Origin of the sequence: Nonomuraea sp. 3N208, from assembly GCF_052245935.1 — a bacterium.
Taxonomy (GTDB): Bacteria; Actinomycetota; Actinomycetes; order Streptosporangiales; family Streptosporangiaceae; genus Nonomuraea.
This window is the reverse complement of the sequence record NZ_JBQQBR010000028.1, coordinates 115974-135963: the sequence shown is the minus strand read 5'-3', so window position 1 is coordinate 135963 and position 19990 is coordinate 115974. Positions and strand designations below refer to the sequence as shown.

Genomic DNA, 19990 nt, shown 5'->3' with positions numbered 1-19990 from the left:
TCCGGCCCGGGACAGGTTTCTCACCGCCTTCTTCTCGTCATGCCCATGCCCACGGTGACCAGGCCGAGGACGGTGATGACGGCGCCGACGATCACATTGGTGGTGATCGCCCCGGCCGTGGCGGGCTCGCCCCTGATCAGCCACGGGGCCACTATGGTCCACAGGCCGATGAGCGGGGCGGTCCAGGCGATGCCGTACGTGCGGCCGAAGGCCGAGCTGAAGCCCAGCGCCAGCAGCGCGACGGCGATCCCGGTGACCATGTTGTTCACGCTGAGCGATCCGAGATTGACGAATCCCACGATCCACGGCGACAGCGCCAAGAACAGCCCGGCCAGCAGGGTCAGCCCGTCCGCCAGTTGAACGGCCGGATTGGCCGCGGCGACCTCGTACCTTTCCCGCATGCGGATGATGTCGGGATGACTCTCCATCTCGCGGGTCATCGGTGACATCACCTCCCCCTCGCGATGACGGGACCTTATTCCCGTTTTCCCAGATCAAACCTACCCAAGGCGGGCAGACGCACTCCAATTAGCGCATGTCCGCGGCCAGCAGGCCGTCCTCCCATGCGGCGGTGGTGCCGAAGTCCGCGCAGGCGCTGGCGAAGCGCCGACCCAGCCAGGCACGTTCGTCCCCCTCTGCCAGGACGGTACGGGCGTACTCGAGCTTGAGCGGGACGGCCCGCAGGCGCACCGGGCCGAGCTGGTCGACCGTCACCAGGAACAGGAACGACAGGTCGTTGCGCAGCTCGGGATCCACCATGTAGTCGTCGAGGAAGTCGCCCATGTCGTACAGGACCGGCGGCGCGAGGCCGTGCACCACGTGCGCGGAGTGGCCGGCGACCAGGCTCGCTCCGGCCTCGACCAAGGTCGTGGCTGCCGCGCTGATGTAGGGCTGCGGACCGGCCGTCATGTTGGGACCCCAATGGGGCGTGACCAGCACGGCGTCCGCTTCCGCGCGCATCGCGGCCACCGCGTCCGTCAGCCAGGACGGCACACCCGAGGGCAGGTCCGCGTAGGCCACGCCCGGCCGGTCGGGGCGGGCCGCGTAGTCCAGCGGATGATCGGTCGCGGCGATGACGCCGATGCGCATCCCCCGCACGGTGAGGACGGCCGGCTGCCGCGCCTGCGCCTCGTCGGCGCCGGCACCCACCGCGTGAACTTCCACGCGTTCGAGATGCGCGCGGGTGTCGAGCAACGCGTCGTAGCCGTAGTCGAGCGCGTGGTTGTTGGCCAGCGTGACGCAGCTGACGCCGACCTCGGCGAGCAGGTCCGCGGCCTGGGGCGGTGCGCGGAAATGGAACGGCTTGCCGGGCGAGAACCACGGGCTGCCACGATCGGAGATGCAGCATTCGAGGTTCAGCACGACCGCGTCGGCCTCGGCGAGGTGTTCGCGGACCCCGTCCGACAGGTACAAGTCCGGATCGGCGGACGCGGCCAGCAGGTCGGCCACGCCGCGGCCGAGCATGGTGTCGCCCGCCAGCGCGAGCGTGACGGTCACGAGCGTCCCCTGCCTCTCGAGGACCCGTCCAAACCCGTTTTCGGCCGGCAGAACACCAGGTCATGAGGACTCGAACAACGCCGCCCCCTCCTTGCCGGCTCTGGCGGGCCCCGGTGATTGTCCCGACCACTCGGGGTAGGGGCGAGCGGTAGTCCCAGAACGTGGAGAACGGGGAGAACGGTCATGAGCCGTATCGGGGAATGGCTGAGGAAAGCGGAGAGCTTCGCCAGAGGGCACTCCAAGCAGGCCGATCACCTGCTGGACCGGGTCGAGCGGTTCGCGAAGGAGCGGACAGGACACAAGTACGACCAGCAGATCGAGAAGGGGACCGACGCGCTGCAACGTCGCTACGGCGGCGCGTCCCGGCGCGACCGGCCCCGGGGCCACGACCAGCAACACCGCGGCCCGCAGGGCTGACGCGGCGGGAGGGCGGGCGTCCGCGGTCAGTCGCGGGCGGCCGCCTCCATGACCTTGCGGGCGTCGCGCTCGAACGACGCCCGCGCCCCGAGCGTGAGCAGGCCTCCCACGACCATCGGGATCACCAGGATGTACATGCCCGCCGACAGCGACCCGAGCCGGTCGGAGGCGATGCCGACGATGAGGTTTCCGTAGGGAAATCTAGAATCGAGTTCTAGGGCAATGTTCTAGTCAGAGTGCGCAAGTCACAGGATCCGTAAAAGGGGGGGTTATAGGAAAATTTCGCCATAAGTCCCCTCCCGGTACGGTGATTCCATGGTCACCGGGGGATTGCTGGTCGCGGGCACGACGTCGGATGCGGGCAAGAGCGTGGTCACCGCCGGCATCTGCCGCTGGCTGGCCCGCCAGGGCGTGCGCGTCGCGCCCTTCAAGGCCCAGAACATGTCGCTCAACTCTTACGTCACCGCCGAGGGCGCCGAGATCGGCCGGGCCCAGGCGATGCAGGCGCAGGCCGCCGGCCTGGAGCCGGTGGCGGACATGAACCCGATCCTGCTCAAGCCCGGCAGCGACCGCCGCAGCCAGGTCGTCCTCATGGGCCGGCCCGTAGCAGACGTGGACGCGATGGAGTACGGCACGCTCAAGGACCTGCTGCGGACCGCGGCACTGGAGGCGTTCGACCGGCTGCGCGAGCAGTACGACGTGGTGGTGTGCGAGGGCGCGGGCAGCCCGGCCGAGATCAACCTGCGGCGGGGCGACATCGCCAACATGGGCCTGGCCAGGGCCGCCGGCCTGCCGGTCATCGTGGTCGGCGACATCGACAGGGGAGGGGTGTTCGCCGCGTTCTACGGCACGGTGGGCCTCCTGGACGCCAACGACCAATCCCACATTTCCGGATTCGTCATCAACAAGTTCCGCGGCGCGAAGGAGCTGCTGGAGCCCGGGCTCGACATGCTCACGCGGCTGACCGGGCGCCCGGTGTACGGCGTGCTGCCCTGGCTGGACGGGCTCTGGCTGGACGTCGAGGACTCCCTGGCCTTGGACGGCCGCAGGGTCGCCGTCAGCGCCCCGCACGGCAGGCAGACGTTGCGGGTGGCGGTGGTGCGGCTGCCGCGGATCTCCAACTTCACCGACCTGGACGCGCTGGCCGCCGAACCCGGCGTCGTGGTGCGCTTCGTGACCGAGCCTGCCGAGCTGGACGACGCCGACCTGGTGGTGGTGCCCGGGTCACGGGCCACGGTGGACGACCTGGCCTGGCTGCGGGCGCGCGGGCTGGCCGCGGCGATCATCGCCAGGAAGGGGCCGGTGCTGGGGATCTGCGGCGGGTTCCAGATGCTCGGGCGCGAGATCGTCGACGACGTCGAGTCGGGTGCCGGCACGGTGGAAGGGCTGGGGATGCTACCCGTGCGGGTCGCGTTCGAGCGGGAGAAACGGCTCGCCCGCCCGGAGGGCAGCGCCTACGGGCACCCGGTGCGCGCCTACGAGATCCACCACGGCAGGGCCACGGTGGAGGGCGGCGAGCCGTTCCTCGACGGCTGCCGGACCGGCGACGTCTGGGGGACCACGTGGCACGGCGCCATGGAGAACGACGCGTTCCGCCGCGCGTTCCTGGCCGACGTTGCCGAGCGGGCGGGGCGCGACTTCGTGCCGGCTCCCGGGACGGACTTCGCCGCGCTCAGGGAGGAGCGGCTGGACGCGCTCGGCGACCTGGTGGAACGGCACCTCGACACGGACGCGCTGCTCCGCCTCATCCAGCACGGCCCGCCGGAGGTCCCTTTTCTCCCACCGGGAACCGTTGAGCGCTGATCCAGGCGTCGATCTGCTCCCAGTGGTCGTACAGCCAGCGGATGCGGTCCTCGCGTGTTCGCGGCACCTGGGCGGCGGGCACCCGCCACCATTTGGCGGTGATGTGCGCGCTGAAGGGCAGCTTGCGCCAGACGTCCCCCAGCGTGACCAGGTCGTCGAGCCCGGTGTGCGCGACGAAGACGACGTCCGCCGACGGGCACGCGTCGATGGCCGCGATGGCGCCGTTCGGGCGGGGCGGCAGCAGGTGATCCATGCCGCGGGCCCGTTCCGCCTCCTCGGCCAGCCCTTTATCCTCCAGTCGCCTGATGGCCAGCCGGCGGCGTCGCGGGGTGAAGTTGCCGCCCTCCGGGAAGATCACCAGTGCATCCTGGTCGCCCATCGTCGCGGCCAGCCGCCGGATCTCCTCGATGACGCCCTCCTGCCCGGACTTGCGGGGCACGAACGCGTTCGGCAGGCGGTTGATCACCACGTCGAGGGAGGGGTCGTACTGGAGGGCGGCCTTCATGACGATGCGGGGCCGCCGCCGGTAGAGCGCCAAGAGGTGATAAATCAGCAGGAAGGAGTCGCCGGGGCCGGCGTGCCGGGACAACACGATGACCGGCCGCGTCAACCGGGCGGCCTGCTCCTCCTCGGTCGGCTCCGGCTCCTGGACGTCCAGGGTCAGCCGGAAGATCCGCACCGCGGCGGCGTACACCTTGGACAGAAACCACCTGATCAGCTCGTAGTGCCGCTCCTGGCGGCGGGTCCCGCCCGCCAGCCACCACCACAGGCAGGCGATCAGCACAGCCGACTCCAGCGTCAGCCACGCCACCCCGAACCACACGAACCTGAGCCCCCTGCGTTGGGGCGGCGGCAGGCGAAGCGAGGCGGCGGCCGTGACGACGAGCCAGAACGGCAGCGTGACGAGCATGAACACGGTCACCACGATGACCAGCGGAGCCAGCACGAGCCGGCGCAGGATGCGTGGTGGGAGCAACGCGGCCTCCCTAGACGGTCTCCTCTCATCCTCCTCCGTCGCGCAGGTAGCGGGAAGACGCCTTGTAGGCCCGCTTGATGCAGGCCGCGATCTGCGACAGGTCGCGATAACGCAGCGGCGAGAGCGGCTCGGTCACCCCGGCGGGCAGCACGTGCACCTCCACCCCAGGCGGCAGGCTGGCCATGTCCTCGGCGAAGCGGTGCCGCCGCGCGATCTCGAACGCCACCATGCCCACCTCCCAGAACCGCCTGGGCGGTGACAGCGGCCGCTCGATCCGCCCGACGTGCAGCACGTACACGCGCTTGGCCCCGAGTTGCACCGCCCGGCCGACGGGAATGCTGTGCACCAGCCCGCCGTCGTAGAAGTGCTCGCCGCCGATCACGACGGGCGGCAGCAGGCCGGGCACCGCGCACGACGCCAGCACCGCCTCGACCAGCGGCCCGCTGGTGAACCAGTGCGCCGCCGCCCGCTCGACCGACGCCGCCACGCACTGGAACGGCACCTCCAGGTCCTCGATCCGCGACACCCGCACCGTCTCGCTCAGGACGTCCCTGAGCGGCCCCATCGGGTGCAGGTGGGTGCCGGTCCTGGCCAGCGTCGACAGCCGGGCCATCCACGACCCGGCGAACGCCGTACGGACGACGTCGGAACGCCACAGGCCCGTCAGCCTGGCGACCGCCTCGCCCGGGGCAGCCGCGATCACCGCGCCGTTGAGCGCGCCGACGGACGTGCCGACCACGAGGTCGGGCCTGATGCCCGCCTCGTCGAGCGCCTGCAGCATGCCCACCTCGTGCGCGCCGAGCACGCCGCCGCCACCGAGCACGAACGCGGTCTCCACCCCACCTACCCTCTCGTTGCCGCCCTCCGGAAGCAAAGACCGCCGCAGGCTGCCGGATCCGCCCGATGACGAGCGGCGCGGCGAGCGGGACGATGCGCCCATGACAGCAGTGGTGCAGGCCGAAGGGCTGACCAAGTATTACGGCAAACGCCGGGGCCTGGAGGATCTCACGCTCGAGATCCAGCCGGGAGAGATCTTCGGCTACCTCGGGCCGAACGGCGCGGGCAAGACCACCACGATCAGGCTCCTGCTCGACGTGATCAGACCCACCCGGGGCCTGGTACGGGTGCTCGGCGCCGACCCGCGCGAGCCTGCGGTCCGCTCCAGGATCGGCTACCTGCCGGGCGAGCTGGCCCTGGAGGGCCGCGAGCGGGCCAGGGACTACCTGCGTTTTCTCGGCCGGGTACGCGGCGGCGTGCCGGAAGCCCGCATCGACGCGCTGGCCGAGCGGTTCGACGCCGACCTGTCGGTGCAGATGCGCAAGCTCTCCAAGGGCAACAAGCAGAAGGTCGGGCTGATCCAGGCGTTCATGCACGAGCCCGAGTTCCTCATACTCGACGAGCCGACCGGCGGGCTGGACCCGCTGGTGCAGCAGGAGTTCCTGGCCCTGGTAAGGGAGGTGCGCACGTCGGGCCGTACGGTGCTCATGTCCTCGCACGTGCTGGCCGAGGTGGAGAGCGTCTCCGACCGGGTCGGCATCGTCCGCGACGGCCGCCTCGTGGCCGTGGAGAACGTCGCGGCGCTGCGCGAGAAGGCGGTGCGCCGGGTCGAGCTGCACTTCGAGTCGCCCGTACCGCACGCAGCCTTCGAGGGGCTGCCGGGCGTGCGGGACCTGCGGGTGGAGGGCGCGAGCGTGAGCTGCACGATCGACGGGCGCCCGGACGCCCTCATCAAGGCGGCCGCCCGGTTCACCGTCGTGCACATGGTCAGCGCGGAGCCGGACCTCGAGGAGATCTTCCTGACCTACTACAGCGACGAGGAGCGGGCGGCATGATCGCCAAGAGTCTGCGTGACTACCGGCGGGCGCTCATCTGGTGGACGATCGGCATCAGCGCCTTCCTGACCCTCTACGTGAGCGTCTACGAGAACGTCAGGCAGGACCCCGCGACGTTCAACGCCCAGGCCATGGCCAAGTTCCCCGGCGCGCTGCGCGACCTCATGGGCGGATTGGGCGACCTGAGCGTCGGCGCCGGATACCTGCAGTCGGTCGTCTACCAGCTGTTCGTGCCGATGTTGTTCATCGTGTGCGCGACGTTGCTGGCCAACCGGGCGATCGCGCAGCCGGAGGAGGCCGGCACGCTGGAGCTGGTCGTCACGCTACCGGTGGACCGCAAGCGGCTGGTGCTCCAGCGGTTCGCGGCGCTGGCGGTGGCCCTGCTGGCCGTGGCGGTGGTGACACTGGCCGTGGTGTGGACGGTGGGCGAGTCCGTCCAGATCGGGGTGCCGTTCGACCGGATCCTGGCCACACACACGGGGGTGTTCCTGCTCGGGCTGTTCTGCGGCAACGTGGCGCTGACCGTCGGCGCCGCCACCGGGCGCAAGGCGATCGCCTCGGCCGTGGTCGGCGTGTGGATCGTGGCCGGCTACATGGTCGTCACCGTGGGCCGCTCGGTGGACGCGATCTCCTGGCTGAAGTGGGTCTCGCCGTTCCACTACTACGCCGAGGGCCGGCCCCTCTATGAGGGGCTGCCGGTCGGCGACTACCTTGTGCTGGCGGGCGCGACGGCCGTGCTCGTGCTGACCGCGGTCCTCGCCTTCGACAGGCGCGATGTAGGGGTTTGACTGCTCCCCCCGCCTGAAGGTGTGGGGGATTCCTGGCTCACGCTGCCTGAGCGTCCAGCGGACGGTCAGGTCTTATGCGATCAGCACCAGCCGGGTTCAGACCAGCCCGGACCAGCATCACGCGTGCGGAGTTTTTGTCTCTGGGGGAGACGGCTCCGCACGCGGCGCAGGTGTAGGTACGTTCGGAAAGAGGTAGTGCGTGCTTGGTTCTCGCTCCGCACTGTGCGCAGTCCATGGTGGTGTGCGCGGGGTTGACGGGCCGCAGGTCACGGCCGTGTTTGCGGGCCATCTCGATCAGGGCGCGCTTGGTCGCGCCGATGGCCGCGTCGGCGGCCTTACGGGCCATGCTGGACTTGGCCAGGAATTTCGGGCGGAAGTCCTCTACCGCGATCACGTCGTGGTCGCGGACGACTTTCTTGGCCCACTTGCGGCCGGTGTCCTGGCGCTGGCGGGTGATCTTCTTGTACTGCTTGGCGCGCAGCTTCTTCGCCTTGCGATAGCCTTTCGAGCCCGGCTGTCCACGGGCGGGTTTGCGGCGGGCCATCATCCGGTCGTAGCGGGCCAGCTTCGCTTGGGCTTTCTTGCCGTACTCGGGGTGTGGCAGGTCGTGGTCGTCGCTGGTGGTGGTGGCGACCTCTTTCACGCCCCAGTCGATGCCGATCGCCTGCCCGGTGGCGGGCAGCGGTTCGGTCTGGGCGGGGACGACGAACGAGCAATACCAGTGGCCGAGGCTGTCCCGGTAGACGCGCACGCTGGACGGGTCTGCGGGCAGGTCGCGGGACCAGACCACGGTCAGGATGATGTTTCCGGCCAGGTGCAGGCGATTGTCCTTGAGGCGGAAGCCGCGCCGCGTGTAGTTCAGGCTCGGCTCGGCCAGGTCCTTCTTCTTGAAGCGGGGCATCCCGGCCCGCTGCCGGACGGGCAGCCGCTCCGTGATGTCCTTGAGTGCCTTGGCGCGGGACTTGGCGAAGTCACGGATGATCTGCTGCTGGGGCACCGACGCCCCCGCCGCAAGCCATTCGTGCTCAGCCCGCCAGACTGTCAGCATCTTGTCGAGCTGGGCGGGGCCGCAGGTCTGCTTGCTTTCTGGGTGGGTCTTGTTGTGCAGGTACGCGGCCTTGGATGTGGCCACGCACTGGTTCCACACCCAGCGGCAGCGGTCCCATTCGCCCAGCAGGGCGGCGTGGGCGGCCGACGACACGCGAAGCCGGTAGGTGTACCGAGCGTGCCCGGCATCCTGGCCCGAATTCGCTGCCGCAGTCATGATCACCCAATCTACCGAGGAGGTCCGACAATTTTGAGCGTTCGTGGTGGCCGGACGCCTGATCGCCTTGACGGCGATCACGCTATTCCTGTCCTGCTCCGCAGGAGTCCGATTCCTCCCCGGCCTGAAGGCCGCAGCATCCTCGGAGAGGTTCGGTGATGGCACTCTCCGAGATGCCCGCCGATCTACTCGGCGAGCATCGCCAAGTCCTGGCCGAATGCGCCGCGACCGGCCGTTTGCCGGACCGCGCGGCGTTCGACGCCTGCCGGGCCGTCGGCACACGCGCCGCCGAGCTCGGGGTCCCACTGCGAGTGCTGGTGGACAGCGCGCTCGCCGCCGCAGACGGCCTGTCCCTGGCGTTGCCCGCACTGCGCCGGACGGTCTCTGTACTAATTGAGGGGTACGAACGGGCACAGCTCGCGGCCATCCGGAGCGAGGAGGCGGCACGCAGGGAGTTCGTGGACGACCTGCTCCAAGGGCGGGCCGAGCGGCTGGCCGAGCGGGCCGAGCACTTCGGGCTGCGGATGGCGGAGTCGTACGTGGTGGCGGCGGCCTGCGGCATGCGGGACAGCGACCATTTAGATCGGATCGAGCGGGACTTGATCACCAGGTTCGGCTCCCACAATGTGCTCGTCGCCGTCCGCGACAGGCTGCTGGTATGTGTCACACCGGCCACGCTGCCGGCCGCGGTGGGGGAGTTCACCCACCACGTACGCGGCCGGTTCCCGGCCGGCTGGCGGGTCGGCGTCGGACGGGCGCACCGCGGGCCTGGCGGGGTGGTGACCTCCTACCGGGAAGCGGCGCAGGCCCTAGAACTGGCCGATGCGCTGGCGCTCAGGATCGACGTCGTAAAGGCCGCCGACCTGCTGGTCTTTCCCGTGCTGCTGCGGGACAGGAGCGCCATCGAAGACCTGGTCACCAGCGTGCTGAGCCCGCTGCTCGGGGCGCGGGGCGGGCACGAGCCGCTGCTCGAGACGCTGGAGGCGATCTTCGCCTCGCAGGGCAACCAGACGGCCGCCGCCCGGCGGCTGGGGCTCAGCACACGGGCGGTGACGTACCGGCTGGAGCGCATCCGCCGCCTGACCGGCTTCTCACCCGACGACCCCACCCAGCGCTTCACTTTAGAGACCGCGGTGCTCGGCGCCCGCCTCCTGGGCTGGCCCGCCGGCTTCAGCCACTGACGGCCGGCCGACGCCGAACGTCAGTCGCTGACGGCCAGCCGCACGCCGAACCCGACGATCACCACACCCGTCAGCCGGTCGAGGAACCGCCGCACCCCCGGGGATCTCAGGAACCCGCTCATCAGCGACGCGAACCCGATCAGCGCGGCGCTCCACACCAGCCCCTCGGCCACGTGCACGCCGGCCAGCAGCAACCCCATGACGGCGTGCGGCGCCTCGTCCGGGATGAACTGCGGCAACATCGCCACGTAGAACGCCCCGACCTTGGGGTTGAGCAGGTTCGTCGTAAGCCCGCGCCCGAACGCCCGCCCGAACCCGTCCTCCTGCTGCCGCTCGGGCAGCTCCTGGGCGTAGTCGTGCCTGGCCAGGAGCATGCGCAGCCCCATCCACACCAGGTACGCCGCCCCCGCCCAGCGCAGCGCGTTGTACGCCGGCTGCGAGGCCGCCAGCAGCGCCGACAGCCCAGCCGCGGTCATCACGCCCCAGATGAGCGTGCCTAGCTGGATCCCCAGGGTCACACCCCAGGCCGACCGCCTCCCGGCCACCAAGGACGTCCGCAGGATCAAGGCCGTATCCAGGCCAGGGGTGATGGTCAGCAGTGCCACCACGGCGGCGAACGACCAGACAGATCCCCCTATATCCATGGACGTCAGGGTATGAGAAGCAGCTTTCCGGTACTACGGCGGGCCGCCAGATCCTCGTGAGCCTGCCGCGCGTCGGCCAGCGGGTAGCGGTGCGAGACGTTGATCGTGAGCTGCCCGGACGCGATCCAGCCGAACAGGTCGGATGCGCGCTGGACCAGCTCCGCCCGCTCGGCGATGTAGTGCCCGATCGTGGGCCTGGTCAGGAAGAGCGAGCCCTGCTTGTTGAGCGTCTGCGGATCCACCGGTGGCACGGGGCCGCTGGCCGCGCCGTACAGGGCCATGAGGCCGCGCGGACGCAGCGCCTCCAGCCCGCCGTCGAACGTGGTCGCGCCGACGCCGTCGTACACGACGTCGATCTTGCCGCGCAGCGCCTCAGCAAAGGTGTCGTACCGCAGCACCTCGTCCGCGCCGGCCTCGCGGGCCAGCTTCTCCTTCTCGCTGGTGGAGACCGTCGAGTAGACCTTGGCGCCCTTGAGCTTGGCGAGCTGGATCAGCAGTTGCCCCATGCCGCCCGCGCCCGCGTGGATGAGGACCTGATCGCCCTCCTTGACCTCGTGCGTGGAGTGCGTCAGGTAATGCGCGGTCAGGCCCTGCAAGATCGCCGCGGCCGCCACGTCGGCCGGCACCCCGTCGGGCACCGGCACCACCCGCTCGGCCGGCACCACGGCCTTCTCCGCATAGCTGCCCAGCACGCCTGCCCAGGCCACGGTGTCACCCACGGCCACGTCCTGCACCCCGGCCCCCACGGCCGACACGGTCCCGGCGGCCTCGGACCCGATCGTCGTGGGAAGCGGGAGCGGGTAGGCGCCGGAGCGGTGGTAGATGTCGATGAAGTTGACGCCGCTGGCGGCGACGTCCACCACGACCTCGCCGTCGCCGGGCACCGGGTCGGGACGCTCGGCGTATTCGAGAACCTCTGGACCGCCTTGGGCGGAGACGATGATGGCATGCATGCCCCTAGTCAACTCCGCCCGCCGCCGCCCATGCCACCCGGGGCCCGCATGTGCACGTGCAGCCGACACACCAGGGCGGCTCCATGCACGTGCACCGAGGCGACCCTGCGCCCAGGGGGACCAGTCAGGCTCAAGAGGATTCCAAGAAGCTCCGTGTTGCATGATGCTCATGAGAACTCGTATGTCATCCATGTCCCGCGGTGCCCGCCGAGCCTTGGCGCTGGCCCTTCTCGCCGTGACCACCGTCATCACCATCGGGGTGACGAGCGCGCCTGCTCAGGCCATGCCTAACGAGTGGTACCGCTGCTGGATCTCGGGCGAGGGCTGGATGTGGTGCATGGACGTCTAAGGCCGAACCGAACAGCCGCCCTCCCGTGTGGGGAGGGCGGCTTCTTCGTGTTGAGGGCGGACCGGGGCGCCGGCTCCCCGGCGCGCGCTCGGTCAGTCGAGGCGAGCCAGGGCGCCGGCTTCCAGCGCCACCCAGATCGCCCCGTCAGGCCCCACCGTCAGCCCATGAGGCTCGGCCTTCCGCACACCGTCACCCTCTCCCGCCACCCCTTTCTCCGGCAGCCGCGGAAGAGGATGCTCTTCGATGATGCCGTCGGTGGTGATGCGCCCGACGCAGTCGGCGGCCCACTCGGTGAACCACAGGGCGCCGTCGGGACCGGCGACGATCGCATGCGGTCGTGACTCCTGATCGGGAAGCGGGAATTCCTCGATCTTCCCCGACACGTCGATCCGCCCCACCTGACCAACACCGATCTCAACGAACCACAACGCCTCATCCGGCCCGCACGTGATCCCTACCGGCCCGGCGCCCTCCGTGGGAAGCGGATACACGACGACCTCACCCTCCAGCGAGATCCGCCCGACGGCGTTGCCCTGGTTGAGTGTGAACCACAGGGCACCGTCCGGCCCCGCCGCGATGGAAGCGGGCATGCCGCCGCCCTCCACCGGCACCTCGAAGTCCGCCAACGACCCATCGGCCGCGATGCGCCCGATCCTTCCGCTCCGCATCTGCGTGAACCACATGGCGCCGTCCGGACCTGCGGCGATCCCATACGGCGAGTCCGCCGCGTGCGTGGTCACCTGCCCGTCGGCGGTGATGCGGCAGACCCGCCCGCCCTTTCCTTCCGTGAACCACATCGCACCGTCGGGTCCGGGCGCGATCACGGTCGGCTGGCCGTCGGCCGGGTCGAGCTGGTGGATCACCGGCTTCTGGCCGGGCACCAGCCTGCCGATCCGCCCCTCGTGGACGAGCGTGAACCAGAGGGCCCCGTCCGTCCCCGTGGCGATGTCGTACGGCGCGCCCGCGTCGATCATGGTCAACATATGTGTCCCCCCGCGAGATGTAGTGACTTACCTCGGAAACGTCGCGTGAGCGCGCGGTCGTGTGACACCACGACGAGCGTGCCGTCGTAGCGGTCGAGCGCCTGCTCCAGCTCCTCGGTGAGGAGCGGCGACGACTTGGAAACCCTCTGGAGGTGGATCAGGATGGAACTCCAATCGCAACTGATGTAGCTTTAGTGTGCCACTGGCAAAGCTTAAACGCAACTGGAGTTGTTTTTGGACGTGACAAGCGGCAGACGCCCCGGAGGGCGGAGCGCACGCGTACGCGATGCCGTGCGCCAGGCCACGCTGGCCGAACTGGTCGAGCGCGGCTACCCGGGGTTGACGGTCGAGCAGGTGGCCGAGCGGTCAGGCGTGCACAAGACGACCGTCTACCGGCGGTGGGGGAGCGTGGAGGGGCTCATCTCCGACGCCCTCGAGCTGGCCAAGGACGAGCCGTGGCCGATTCCCGACACCGGCACGATCGAGGGTGATCTGCGGGGCATCGTCCAGCTCGTACGTTCCGGGTTCGCCGACCCCGAGCTGGGCCCGGTGTCGTCGGCCTTCGTGGCCGCGGCCATGCAGAACCCGGAGGCGGCGCGGGCGCTGCACGAGTTCTTCGTAGCCAGGCACGAGCAGTCGGCCGAGATCGTGCGCCGGGCGATCGCCCGAGGGGAGCTGCCGGACGTCGTCGACGTCAAGGAGGTGATCAGGATCGCGGTGGCGCCGGTCTACTACCGCTTGTTCGTGGCCCACGAGCCGGTGACGGAGCAGGACGCCGACCGCGCCGCCGACGCCGCTCTGGCCGCGGCCCGCGCCGGCGTGCTGTAGGGGTCCTTTCCTGCCCCGTCCGGGCAGGCGGGCGTTTTAGGACTCGTCCTTCGTGCCGCGCAGTTCGAAGTCGTCGAACGTGGTCTTCAGCACGGAGTCGCTGCCCTTCGGCGTGCGCACGAAAAGGCCGACGTACCCGTTGCCGATGCCGTTCGGGTCGTCCACCTGGTGAACCTGCGCCTCGTTCACCCACATCGTCAGCCGCACGGCGGACCCGCGCTGCTCGCACGAGGCCGCGATGCGGGCCGGCTTGCCGCGCACGTCGTCCACCAGGACCGGCTGGGCCAGCGTGCCGCCCGCCCCGTCGACGATGCGCCGGATCCTGGCCATCCCCTTCGTGTCCAGCCCGAACTCGTAGTAGGTGTCGTCATCGTCGGAGTTGTGGCAGTAGACGCCGTATTCGCCGGTGCCGGTCGACCGCTTGACCTCGGCGGTCACGCCGACGACGACGCTCGAAGGCAACATCGGGGTGGGTGTGGCCGAGGGGTCGGGCGTGGTCGTGGGCGTGGCGACGAGGAACGGGATGGGTGCCTTCGCCCACCGCTCCTCGTAGCCGTTCTCCGCGTCCAGCCCGTACGTGCCGTCGGTGCGGTAGCCGTAACTGCTGGACTCGTCGGGATCGTAGGTGCCGCTCCACCCGCCGGAGGTCTGCGTGAAGTCCTCCGCGTAGAGCACGCTCAGATCGGGCGGCCCGCTCGGGCCGAGCACGCTCCAGGCGGCCACGCCCACGCCTGCGAGGAGGACGGCGGCGCCTGCGAGAGCGCCGTACAGTCTCCCGCGGCCCGCCTTCTTCGCCGGCTGGGCCTCGGTGTACGCCGCGGTGGCGTGCTGCCAGGCCACCTGCACGGTGTGCGCCGCCTGCTCGGGCCCGGCCGACCGCCCCACGAGGTGGTCGAGCAGCTGCTGGGCGGTGGGCCGCGTGGCGGGGTCCTTGCGCAGCGCCGCCGCGACCAGCTCGCGCAGGCCGGGGTCGACGGCGTCGAGGTTCGGCTCGGTGTTGAGCACCTGGTAGACGATCGCCGGCAGCGTGTCCCCGCCGAAGGGCGCCCGCCCGCTGGCGGCGAACACGATCAGGGAGCCCCACGAGAACACGTCACAGGCCGGCGAGAGCGGGTCGCCCCGCAACACCTCGGGCGCCATGTAGCGGGGCGTGCCGATCAGCTCACCGGTGCCCGTGACGCCGCTGAGCGTGTCCAGTGCCCGTGCGATGCCGAAGTCGATTACGCGTGGGCCGACGGGGGACAGCAGCACGTTCGACGGCTTGAGGTCCCTGTGCACCACGCCGGCGCCGTGGATGGCGGTGAGCGCGGTGGCCACGCTGACGGCCAGCGCGTCCAGGCTGGAGCCGCGCAGCGGCCCCGACTGGCGTACGGCCTGCTCCAGGTTGGGGCCTGGCACGTATTCCGTGACCACGTAGAGCTGGTCGCCGTCGAGCGCGGCCTCGAGCACCGCCGCCGTACAGAACCTGCGTACCCGCCGCGCGGCGTCGGCCTCCCTGCGGAAGCGCATGCGGAACTGCTCGTGCTGGGTCAGCTCCGCGTTGATCACCTTGACGGCGACCCGCTGCCCGGCGGGATCCTCGGCGAGATGAACCGTGCCCATCCCGCCGCGGCCCAGCACGCTGAGCAACCTGTAGCGCCCGATGTGGGAGGTTTCTGCGCTCACGGCGCGAGCTTACCGACACCGGCTTGATCGCCGCAGACCCGTGGACGCAGCGCGTACGTGATCGAGCGACGGCAGCCCTTCCGCGGGCCCGGCGACGAGCACGTGGCACCCTGCCGACCGGGCCGCCGCGATGCCTGCCGGGCTGTCCTCGACGGCGACGCACCGCGCGGGAGTCGCGCCCAGCCGCCGCGCGGCCTCCAGGTACGGGTCCGGGTACGGCTTGCCGCGTGCCGTGTCCTCATTCGTGATCACCAGGTCGAACGGGTGGTCCAGTCGCGGGAGCACCAGATCGACCACGCGTCGCGGGGATGCGGTGACCAGGGCCGTCGGGATGGCGGCGGCCGCCAGGCCGGCGAGGAGCTCGCGAGCGCCGGGCATGAGCGTGACGTCCGCCGCGACCCGGTCGGCGAAGGCGTCGGTCAGCCGCCCGGCCACCGCCCCGAGCGCCTGCCCGGCCGTATCGTCCGGGGCGGGGCGTCTCGCCACATCGTCCAGGATCGGGCGCCCGGCCGTCTCGCCCGGGATCGGTGGCCCGGCCGGCTCGGCCAGCACCAGGTAAGCGGCCACGTCCTCGACCGTCCGGCCGTGTACGTGGGGGACGTCGGCCGGGCCCAGGCGGCGACCGAGTGACCTGGCGACGGCGGCGGCCGCCTGCCACCACAGTCTCTCGGTGTCGACGAGGGTCCCGTCCATGTCCAGCAGCACAGCGTCGGGCCCAGGCCCCGCGGGCCCCGCGGGCTCCGCGGGGAGGTCCACGGGGGGCGAGCTGGGCTTGGGGGCCGGGAACGGAGCGCCGGGCCGGTCAGGTCGGCGGCCGCCGGGGTCAGACGGCATCGGCGGCCACGACGGGGGCGGGCACCGTGACCGTGCGAGCCGCCACCAGCACCGGCCGCTCCACCAGCCGGACCTCGACCCGCGTCCCGGGCCCGAGCTTGGCCGCCTCGTGCCCGGGCACGTCCGCGAGGACCTCCCCGCCCTCGACCGCCAGCCGGAGCCGCACGGAGGCGCCGCGGAAGGACGCGGCGACCACCTCGGCTGCCCCGTCCTCGTCCAGGACGACCCGTACCGCCTCCGGACGGATCAGCACGTCCACGGCCGGATCGTCGGGCACCGCCCCGTCCACAGGAAGGAGCTGCCCGAGCACCGACACCTGGTCTCCGGTGATCTGCCCGGCCAGGTGGTTCATGGTGCCGACGAACTCCGCCACGAACGGGGTGGCCGGCCGGTCGTAGACCTCGGCCGGCGAGCCGACCTGTTCGAGCCGCCCGTCACGCAACACCGCCACCCGGTCCGCGACCGACAAGGCCTCCTCCTGGTCATGGGTGACGAAGATCGTGGTGATGCCGAGGTCGAGCTGGAGCCGCCGGATCTCCTCCCGCAGCGCCACCCGTACCTTGGCGTCCAGCGCCGACAGCGGCTCGTCCAGCAGCAGCACGCGCGGCTCCAGCGCGAGCGCGCGGGCCAGGGCGACGCGTTGCTGCTGGCCGCCGGACAACTGGTGCGGGTAGCGGTCGGCGTGCTGGGGGAGCCCGACGAGCTCAAGCAGCTCGTCCGCCTTGGCGTGCCGCACCGCCGCGGGCGCCTTGCGTACCCGCAGGCCGAAGGCGACGTTGTCGCGAGCGTTGAGGTTCGGGAAGAGGGAGTAGGACTGGAAGACCATGCCCGCGTCCCGCTTGTTGGCGGGGACGTTCGTGATGTCCTTGCCGTCCACCAGCACCGCGCCCGAGTCCGGCCGCTCGAACCCGGCCACGCACCGCAGCGCCGTCGTCTTGCCGCACCCGGAGGGCCCGAGCAGGGCGACGAACTCGCCGGGCGCGATGACCAGGTCGAGGCCGTCCAGCGCGATCGTCTTGCCGAAGACCCGCCGGAGCCCGCGGAACTCCACGGATGCGGTCATTTCTGTTTCTCCCTACCGAAGACGGTGGACACGGCCAGCAGCAGCAGCCAGATGAGCAGCAGGCTGAGGATCGACACGGCGACCGAGAGCTGCCCCGCGGAGCCGGAGACGGTCACGATCCACACGGCGAACGGCTCGTACCCCAGCAGGCTGGCGACGGTGTACTCGCCCAGCACCAGCGCCAGCGTCAGGAACGACGCGCTGGCCAGCGCCGAGCGCAGGTTGGGCACGACGACCCTGAACAACACATGCGGCCACGAGGCGCCCAGATTGCGGGCCGCCTCGACCAGCGTCCGCACGTCCATCGTCCGCAGCCCTGCGTCCAGCGACCGGTAGACGAACGGCAGCACCAGCACCACGTACGCCAGCACCAGCACCACGGGGAACCCAGGGTCCTGCACCGCGATGATCGTGGCCCAGAACGGCGTCGGCGCCAGCACGTCGGTCCCCACCCGCAACGACGTCCCGATCCCGGCGACGAACGTGATCGGCGGCACCACCAGCGGCAGCGTGCACAACACCTCCATCACCGGCCGCAGCCGCGGCGCGAACAGCCGCACGGCCAACATCGCCGGCAGCGCCAGCAGCAGCACCAGCACGATCGTGGCGGCCGCCAGCCCCAGGGACAGCAGCAGCGACCGCACGAACCCGTCGGCCGTCAGCAGCTCACCGTAGGCGGACAGCGACACGCCTTCGACAGGCGTGTAGACCGTGTACCAGAAGGAGGCCCCCAGCGGGATCAGGAAGTACGCGGCGGCCAGCAGGAACACCACCCCGCGCCACACCCGCGGCCGGGCGGGCGGCCTGGCGACCGCGGCGACGGGCTCCAGGCCGGTCAGTGCAGCCATCGGGAGCTCCTCCTCTGCAGCGGCAGGTAGATCGCCATCACCAGCCCGGCCACCACGATCATGTCGAGGCTGAGCGCCAGCGCGATGTTCTCGTAGCCGATCAGCACGTCACCGGTGAGCGCGCTGGCGATCTTCAGGGTGACGAGCGGCACGACGGTGCCGACCATGGCGTTCGCGGTGGCGTACGCGGAGAAGGACGAGCCGAACAGCAGCACCACCCCGCCCAGCATGGACGGCGTCAGCACCGGCAGCGCCACGAAGCGCCAGTAGTGCCAGGCGGTGGCGCCGTTGTTCGCGGCCGCCTCGCGCCACTGCGGCCGCAGCCCGTCCAGCGCCGGCGCCATGACCAGCACCATCAACGGGATCGAGAAGTAGAGGTAGACCACGACCAGGCCCCAGAACGTGTAGAGCGAGCCCGATGGCAGCCCGAGCAGGCCGCTGACCACGCCCGAGTTGCCGAGCGTGGCGATCCAGAAGAAGGCCAGCGGCACCCCGCCGAAGTTGGCCAGCACCCCGGAGGCCGTCAGCACCGCCTCCCGCAGCAGCGTGGAGCGCGAGGTCACGACGGCATAGGCGAGGAACGTGCCGAGCACGGCCCCCAGCAGCGCCACCACGGCCGACAACCGCACGCTGCCGATCATGGCGTTGAGGTAGCCGCCCTGCAGGCTCTGCGCCAGATTCGCCAGGCTCGGCCGCCCCTGAGCGGTGAACGCCCCCGCCACCAGTGCGATGGCGGGGACGCCGAAGACGAGCGCGAAGAACGCCAGCAGGGGCAGTGCCCCCAGCCAGCCCTTCGAACGGGTCCTGTTCATCCCGAGATCGCGGTGTCCCAGCCGCTGGCCAGCTTGGCCTTGGCCGCGTCCACCTGCGCGGGCGTGGGGAACGTGGGCGAGCCGTCCACCGCGGGCAGCTTCTCGGCCAGCGCCGTGTCCACGGTGCCGTCGGTGGTCATCGACGGCAGCAGCACGGGGCGGGCGAAGCCCTTGAGGAACAGGTTCTGGCCCTCGGCGCTGTAGAGGTATTCCTGCCACAGCCTGGCCGCCGCCGGGTGCGGGGCGTCCTTGTTGATGGCCTGGGCGTACATCTGGAAGTACTTGCCGTCGGACGGCACGTTGACCTTCCAGTCGATGCCCTTGGCCGTCATCTGGGGCGCGTAGGCGGCGTTGTTGTAGTCCCAGTCGATGCTGATCTGGGTCTCGCCCTTCTCGATGGTGGCCGGCGTGGTCTCGACCGGGTTGAAGTTGCCGGCCTCCTTCAGCTTCTTGAAGAAGTCGATGCCGGGCTGGATGTCGTCGAACGAGCCGCCGGTGGACAGGGAGGCCGCGTACACGCCGGCGAAGGCCGAGCCGGACTTGGTCGGGTTGCCGTTCAGCGCGACCTTGCCCTTGTACTCGGGCTTGAGCAGGTCGGCGAAGCTGGTCGGGCAGGTGCTGATCTTCTTGGCGTCGCAGCCGATCGACACGTAGCCGCCGTAGTCGTTGACCCAGAGCCCGGTCGGCTCCTTCTGCCCCTCGGGGATCTTGTCGAACGTCTGCACCTTGTACGGCGCGAACAGTCCCTCGGCGGCGCCGCTGAGCGCGAACGACTGGCCGAGGTCCAGCACGTCGGGGGCGCGGTCCTGGCCCTTGCGGGTCTTCACGGCGTTGATCTCGTCGGCGCTGGCCGCGTCGGGGGTCTCACTCTCGATCTTGATGCCGTACTTGGCCTGGAACTTCTCGATGATCTCGCCGTAGTTCGCCCAGTTCGGCGGCAGGGCGATGACGTGCAGGTTGCCCTCCTTCTTGGCCGCCTCGACGAGCTTGTCGAGGCCGCCGAAGTCGGCGGCGGAGGTGGCGGTGGCCGCGTTGACCCCGCCTTGTGACGCCTGGGTGGTGGCCTGGGTGCCGGGGGCGGCGCCGCAGGCCGCGGTGACTACGGTGAGTGCGGCGGCAACGCCGGCCGCGCGGGCGCGAGATGTGAACACAACGCCTCCATTGTGCAGGGGGTGTGGAAAGAAACTAGAGGAACTTGTACAAACAAGCGAGCACTAGTAAGTCGCATGAATGTTGCTCTTTCGTGAATGGGA

21 protein-coding genes are annotated in these 19990 nt (G+C 70.5%); 7 read left to right on the top strand and 14 right to left on the bottom strand.

Features of this window, described 5'->3' with window-relative positions:
• Nucleotides 1-20: 20 nt before the first annotated feature.
• Together ACTWPT_RS36885 and ACTWPT_RS36880 are read right to left on the bottom strand one after the other, a co-directional pair.
• Nucleotides 21-440 carry an SPW repeat protein gene (locus ACTWPT_RS36885; RefSeq protein WP_443182147.1) on the bottom strand — a complete coding sequence of 140 codons (420 nt, stop codon included), beginning with the start codon at nucleotides 438-440 and terminating at the stop codon, nucleotides 21-23.
• A gap of 88 nt (nucleotides 441-528) precedes the next feature.
• The gene (locus ACTWPT_RS36880) at nucleotides 529-1497 is read right to left on the bottom strand and encodes a CapA family protein (protein ID WP_443182146.1); all 969 of its coding nucleotides are present in this window, start codon (nucleotides 1495-1497) and stop codon (nucleotides 529-531) included.
• Between the two features lie 183 nt (nucleotides 1498-1680).
• Here ACTWPT_RS36880 and ACTWPT_RS36875 point away from each other — a divergent pair, with 183 nt between their 5' ends.
• Nucleotides 1681-1914 (top strand): antitoxin, encoded by a 234-nt coding sequence (locus tag ACTWPT_RS36875; RefSeq protein ID WP_443182145.1) that lies wholly within the window; start codon nucleotides 1681-1683, stop codon nucleotides 1912-1914.
• Between the two features lie 315 nt (nucleotides 1915-2229).
• Nucleotides 2230-3717: a cobyric acid synthase gene (locus ACTWPT_RS36870; RefSeq protein WP_443182144.1), complete on the top strand. Its 1488-nt coding sequence runs from the start codon at nucleotides 2230-2232 to the stop codon at nucleotides 3715-3717.
• On the opposite strand, the gene ACTWPT_RS36865 is transcribed toward ACTWPT_RS36870, so the two are convergent.
• A complete protein-coding gene (locus tag ACTWPT_RS36865; RefSeq protein WP_443182143.1) occupies nucleotides 3659-4693 on the bottom strand; it encodes a 1-acyl-sn-glycerol-3-phosphate acyltransferase in 1035 nt (344 codons plus the stop codon). The two genes, ACTWPT_RS36870 and ACTWPT_RS36865, sit on opposite strands and share 59 nt — an antisense overlap.
• A gap of 25 nt (nucleotides 4694-4718) precedes the next feature.
• The gene (locus ACTWPT_RS36860; RefSeq protein WP_443182142.1) at nucleotides 4719-5531 is read right to left on the bottom strand and encodes a patatin-like phospholipase family protein; all 813 of its coding nucleotides are present in this window, start codon (nucleotides 5529-5531) and stop codon (nucleotides 4719-4721) included.
• A gap of 100 nt (nucleotides 5532-5631) precedes the next feature.
• Here ACTWPT_RS36860 and ACTWPT_RS36855 point away from each other — a divergent pair, with 100 nt between their 5' ends.
• Nucleotides 5632-6525: an ABC transporter ATP-binding protein gene (locus ACTWPT_RS36855; RefSeq protein WP_443182141.1), complete on the top strand. Its 894-nt coding sequence runs from the start codon at nucleotides 5632-5634 to the stop codon at nucleotides 6523-6525.
• A complete protein-coding gene (locus ACTWPT_RS36850; protein ID WP_443182140.1) occupies nucleotides 6522-7313 on the top strand; it encodes an ABC transporter permease subunit in 792 nt (263 codons plus the stop codon). The genes ACTWPT_RS36855 and ACTWPT_RS36850 overlap by 4 nt, the downstream gene beginning before the upstream one ends.
• 37 nt (nucleotides 7314-7350) lie before the next feature.
• Here ACTWPT_RS36850 and ACTWPT_RS36845 read toward each other — a convergent pair whose 3' ends face one another.
• On the bottom strand, nucleotides 7351-8577 hold the full coding sequence (locus ACTWPT_RS36845) for an RNA-guided endonuclease InsQ/TnpB family protein (protein WP_443182139.1): 1227 nt from the start codon (nucleotides 8575-8577) through the stop codon (nucleotides 7351-7353).
• Between the two features lie 158 nt (nucleotides 8578-8735).
• Here ACTWPT_RS36845 and ACTWPT_RS36840 point away from each other — a divergent pair, with 158 nt between their 5' ends.
• Nucleotides 8736-9758: a PucR family transcriptional regulator gene (locus ACTWPT_RS36840; RefSeq protein ID WP_443182138.1), complete on the top strand. Its 1023-nt coding sequence runs from the start codon at nucleotides 8736-8738 to the stop codon at nucleotides 9756-9758.
• Between the two features lie 20 nt (nucleotides 9759-9778).
• Here the strand turns inward: ACTWPT_RS36840 and ACTWPT_RS36835 are convergent, their stop codons facing one another.
• Nucleotides 9779-10402, bottom strand: coding sequence for a LysE family translocator (locus ACTWPT_RS36835; protein WP_443182137.1), 624 nt, complete (start codon nucleotides 10400-10402; stop codon nucleotides 9779-9781).
• 5 nt (nucleotides 10403-10407) lie between these two features.
• Nucleotides 10408-11355 carry a quinone oxidoreductase family protein gene (locus tag ACTWPT_RS36830; RefSeq protein ID WP_443182136.1) on the bottom strand — a complete coding sequence of 316 codons (948 nt, stop codon included), beginning with the start codon at nucleotides 11353-11355 and terminating at the stop codon, nucleotides 10408-10410.
• Nucleotides 11356-11545: 190 nt separating this feature from the next.
• Here ACTWPT_RS36830 and ACTWPT_RS36825 point away from each other — a divergent pair, with 190 nt between their 5' ends.
• Nucleotides 11546-11704, top strand: coding sequence for a hypothetical protein (locus ACTWPT_RS36825; protein WP_443182135.1), 159 nt, complete (start codon nucleotides 11546-11548; stop codon nucleotides 11702-11704).
• Between the two features lie 92 nt (nucleotides 11705-11796).
• Here the strand turns inward: ACTWPT_RS36825 and ACTWPT_RS36820 are convergent, their stop codons facing one another.
• Nucleotides 11797-12687, bottom strand: coding sequence for a Vgb family protein (locus ACTWPT_RS36820; RefSeq protein ID WP_443182134.1), 891 nt, complete (start codon nucleotides 12685-12687; stop codon nucleotides 11797-11799).
• Between the two features lie 228 nt (nucleotides 12688-12915).
• On the opposite strand from ACTWPT_RS36820, the gene ACTWPT_RS36815 reads away from it, so the two are divergent.
• On the top strand, nucleotides 12916-13515 hold the full coding sequence (locus ACTWPT_RS36815; protein WP_443182133.1) for a TetR/AcrR family transcriptional regulator: 600 nt from the start codon (nucleotides 12916-12918) through the stop codon (nucleotides 13513-13515).
• Nucleotides 13516-13551: 36 nt separating this feature from the next.
• Here the strand turns inward: ACTWPT_RS36815 and ACTWPT_RS36810 are convergent, their stop codons facing one another.
• The 6 genes from ACTWPT_RS36810 to ACTWPT_RS36785 form a co-directional block, all read right to left on the bottom strand.
• A complete protein-coding gene (locus ACTWPT_RS36810) occupies nucleotides 13552-15180 on the bottom strand; it encodes a serine/threonine-protein kinase (protein WP_443182132.1) in 1629 nt (542 codons plus the stop codon).
• 9 nt (nucleotides 15181-15189) lie between these two features.
• The gene (locus ACTWPT_RS36805; RefSeq protein WP_443182131.1) at nucleotides 15190-15936 is read right to left on the bottom strand and encodes an HAD family hydrolase; all 747 of its coding nucleotides are present in this window, start codon (nucleotides 15934-15936) and stop codon (nucleotides 15190-15192) included.
• Between the two features lie 67 nt (nucleotides 15937-16003).
• Complete coding sequence (locus ACTWPT_RS36800) at nucleotides 16004-17077, bottom strand: ABC transporter ATP-binding protein (protein ID WP_443182130.1); 1074 nt, start codon at nucleotides 17075-17077, stop codon at nucleotides 16004-16006.
• Complete coding sequence (locus ACTWPT_RS36795) at nucleotides 17074-17925, bottom strand: ABC transporter permease (protein ID WP_443182129.1); 852 nt, start codon at nucleotides 17923-17925, stop codon at nucleotides 17074-17076. The genes ACTWPT_RS36800 and ACTWPT_RS36795 overlap by 4 nt, the downstream gene beginning before the upstream one ends.
• A complete protein-coding gene (locus ACTWPT_RS36790; RefSeq protein ID WP_443182128.1) occupies nucleotides 17913-18737 on the bottom strand; it encodes an ABC transporter permease in 825 nt (274 codons plus the stop codon). Before ACTWPT_RS36790 ends, ACTWPT_RS36795 begins: the two co-directional genes overlap by 13 nt.
• Nucleotides 18734-19888: an ABC transporter substrate-binding protein gene (locus ACTWPT_RS36785; protein ID WP_443182127.1), complete on the bottom strand. Its 1155-nt coding sequence runs from the start codon at nucleotides 19886-19888 to the stop codon at nucleotides 18734-18736. The genes ACTWPT_RS36790 and ACTWPT_RS36785 overlap by 4 nt, the downstream gene beginning before the upstream one ends.
• Nucleotides 19889-19990: the final 102 nt, after the last annotated feature.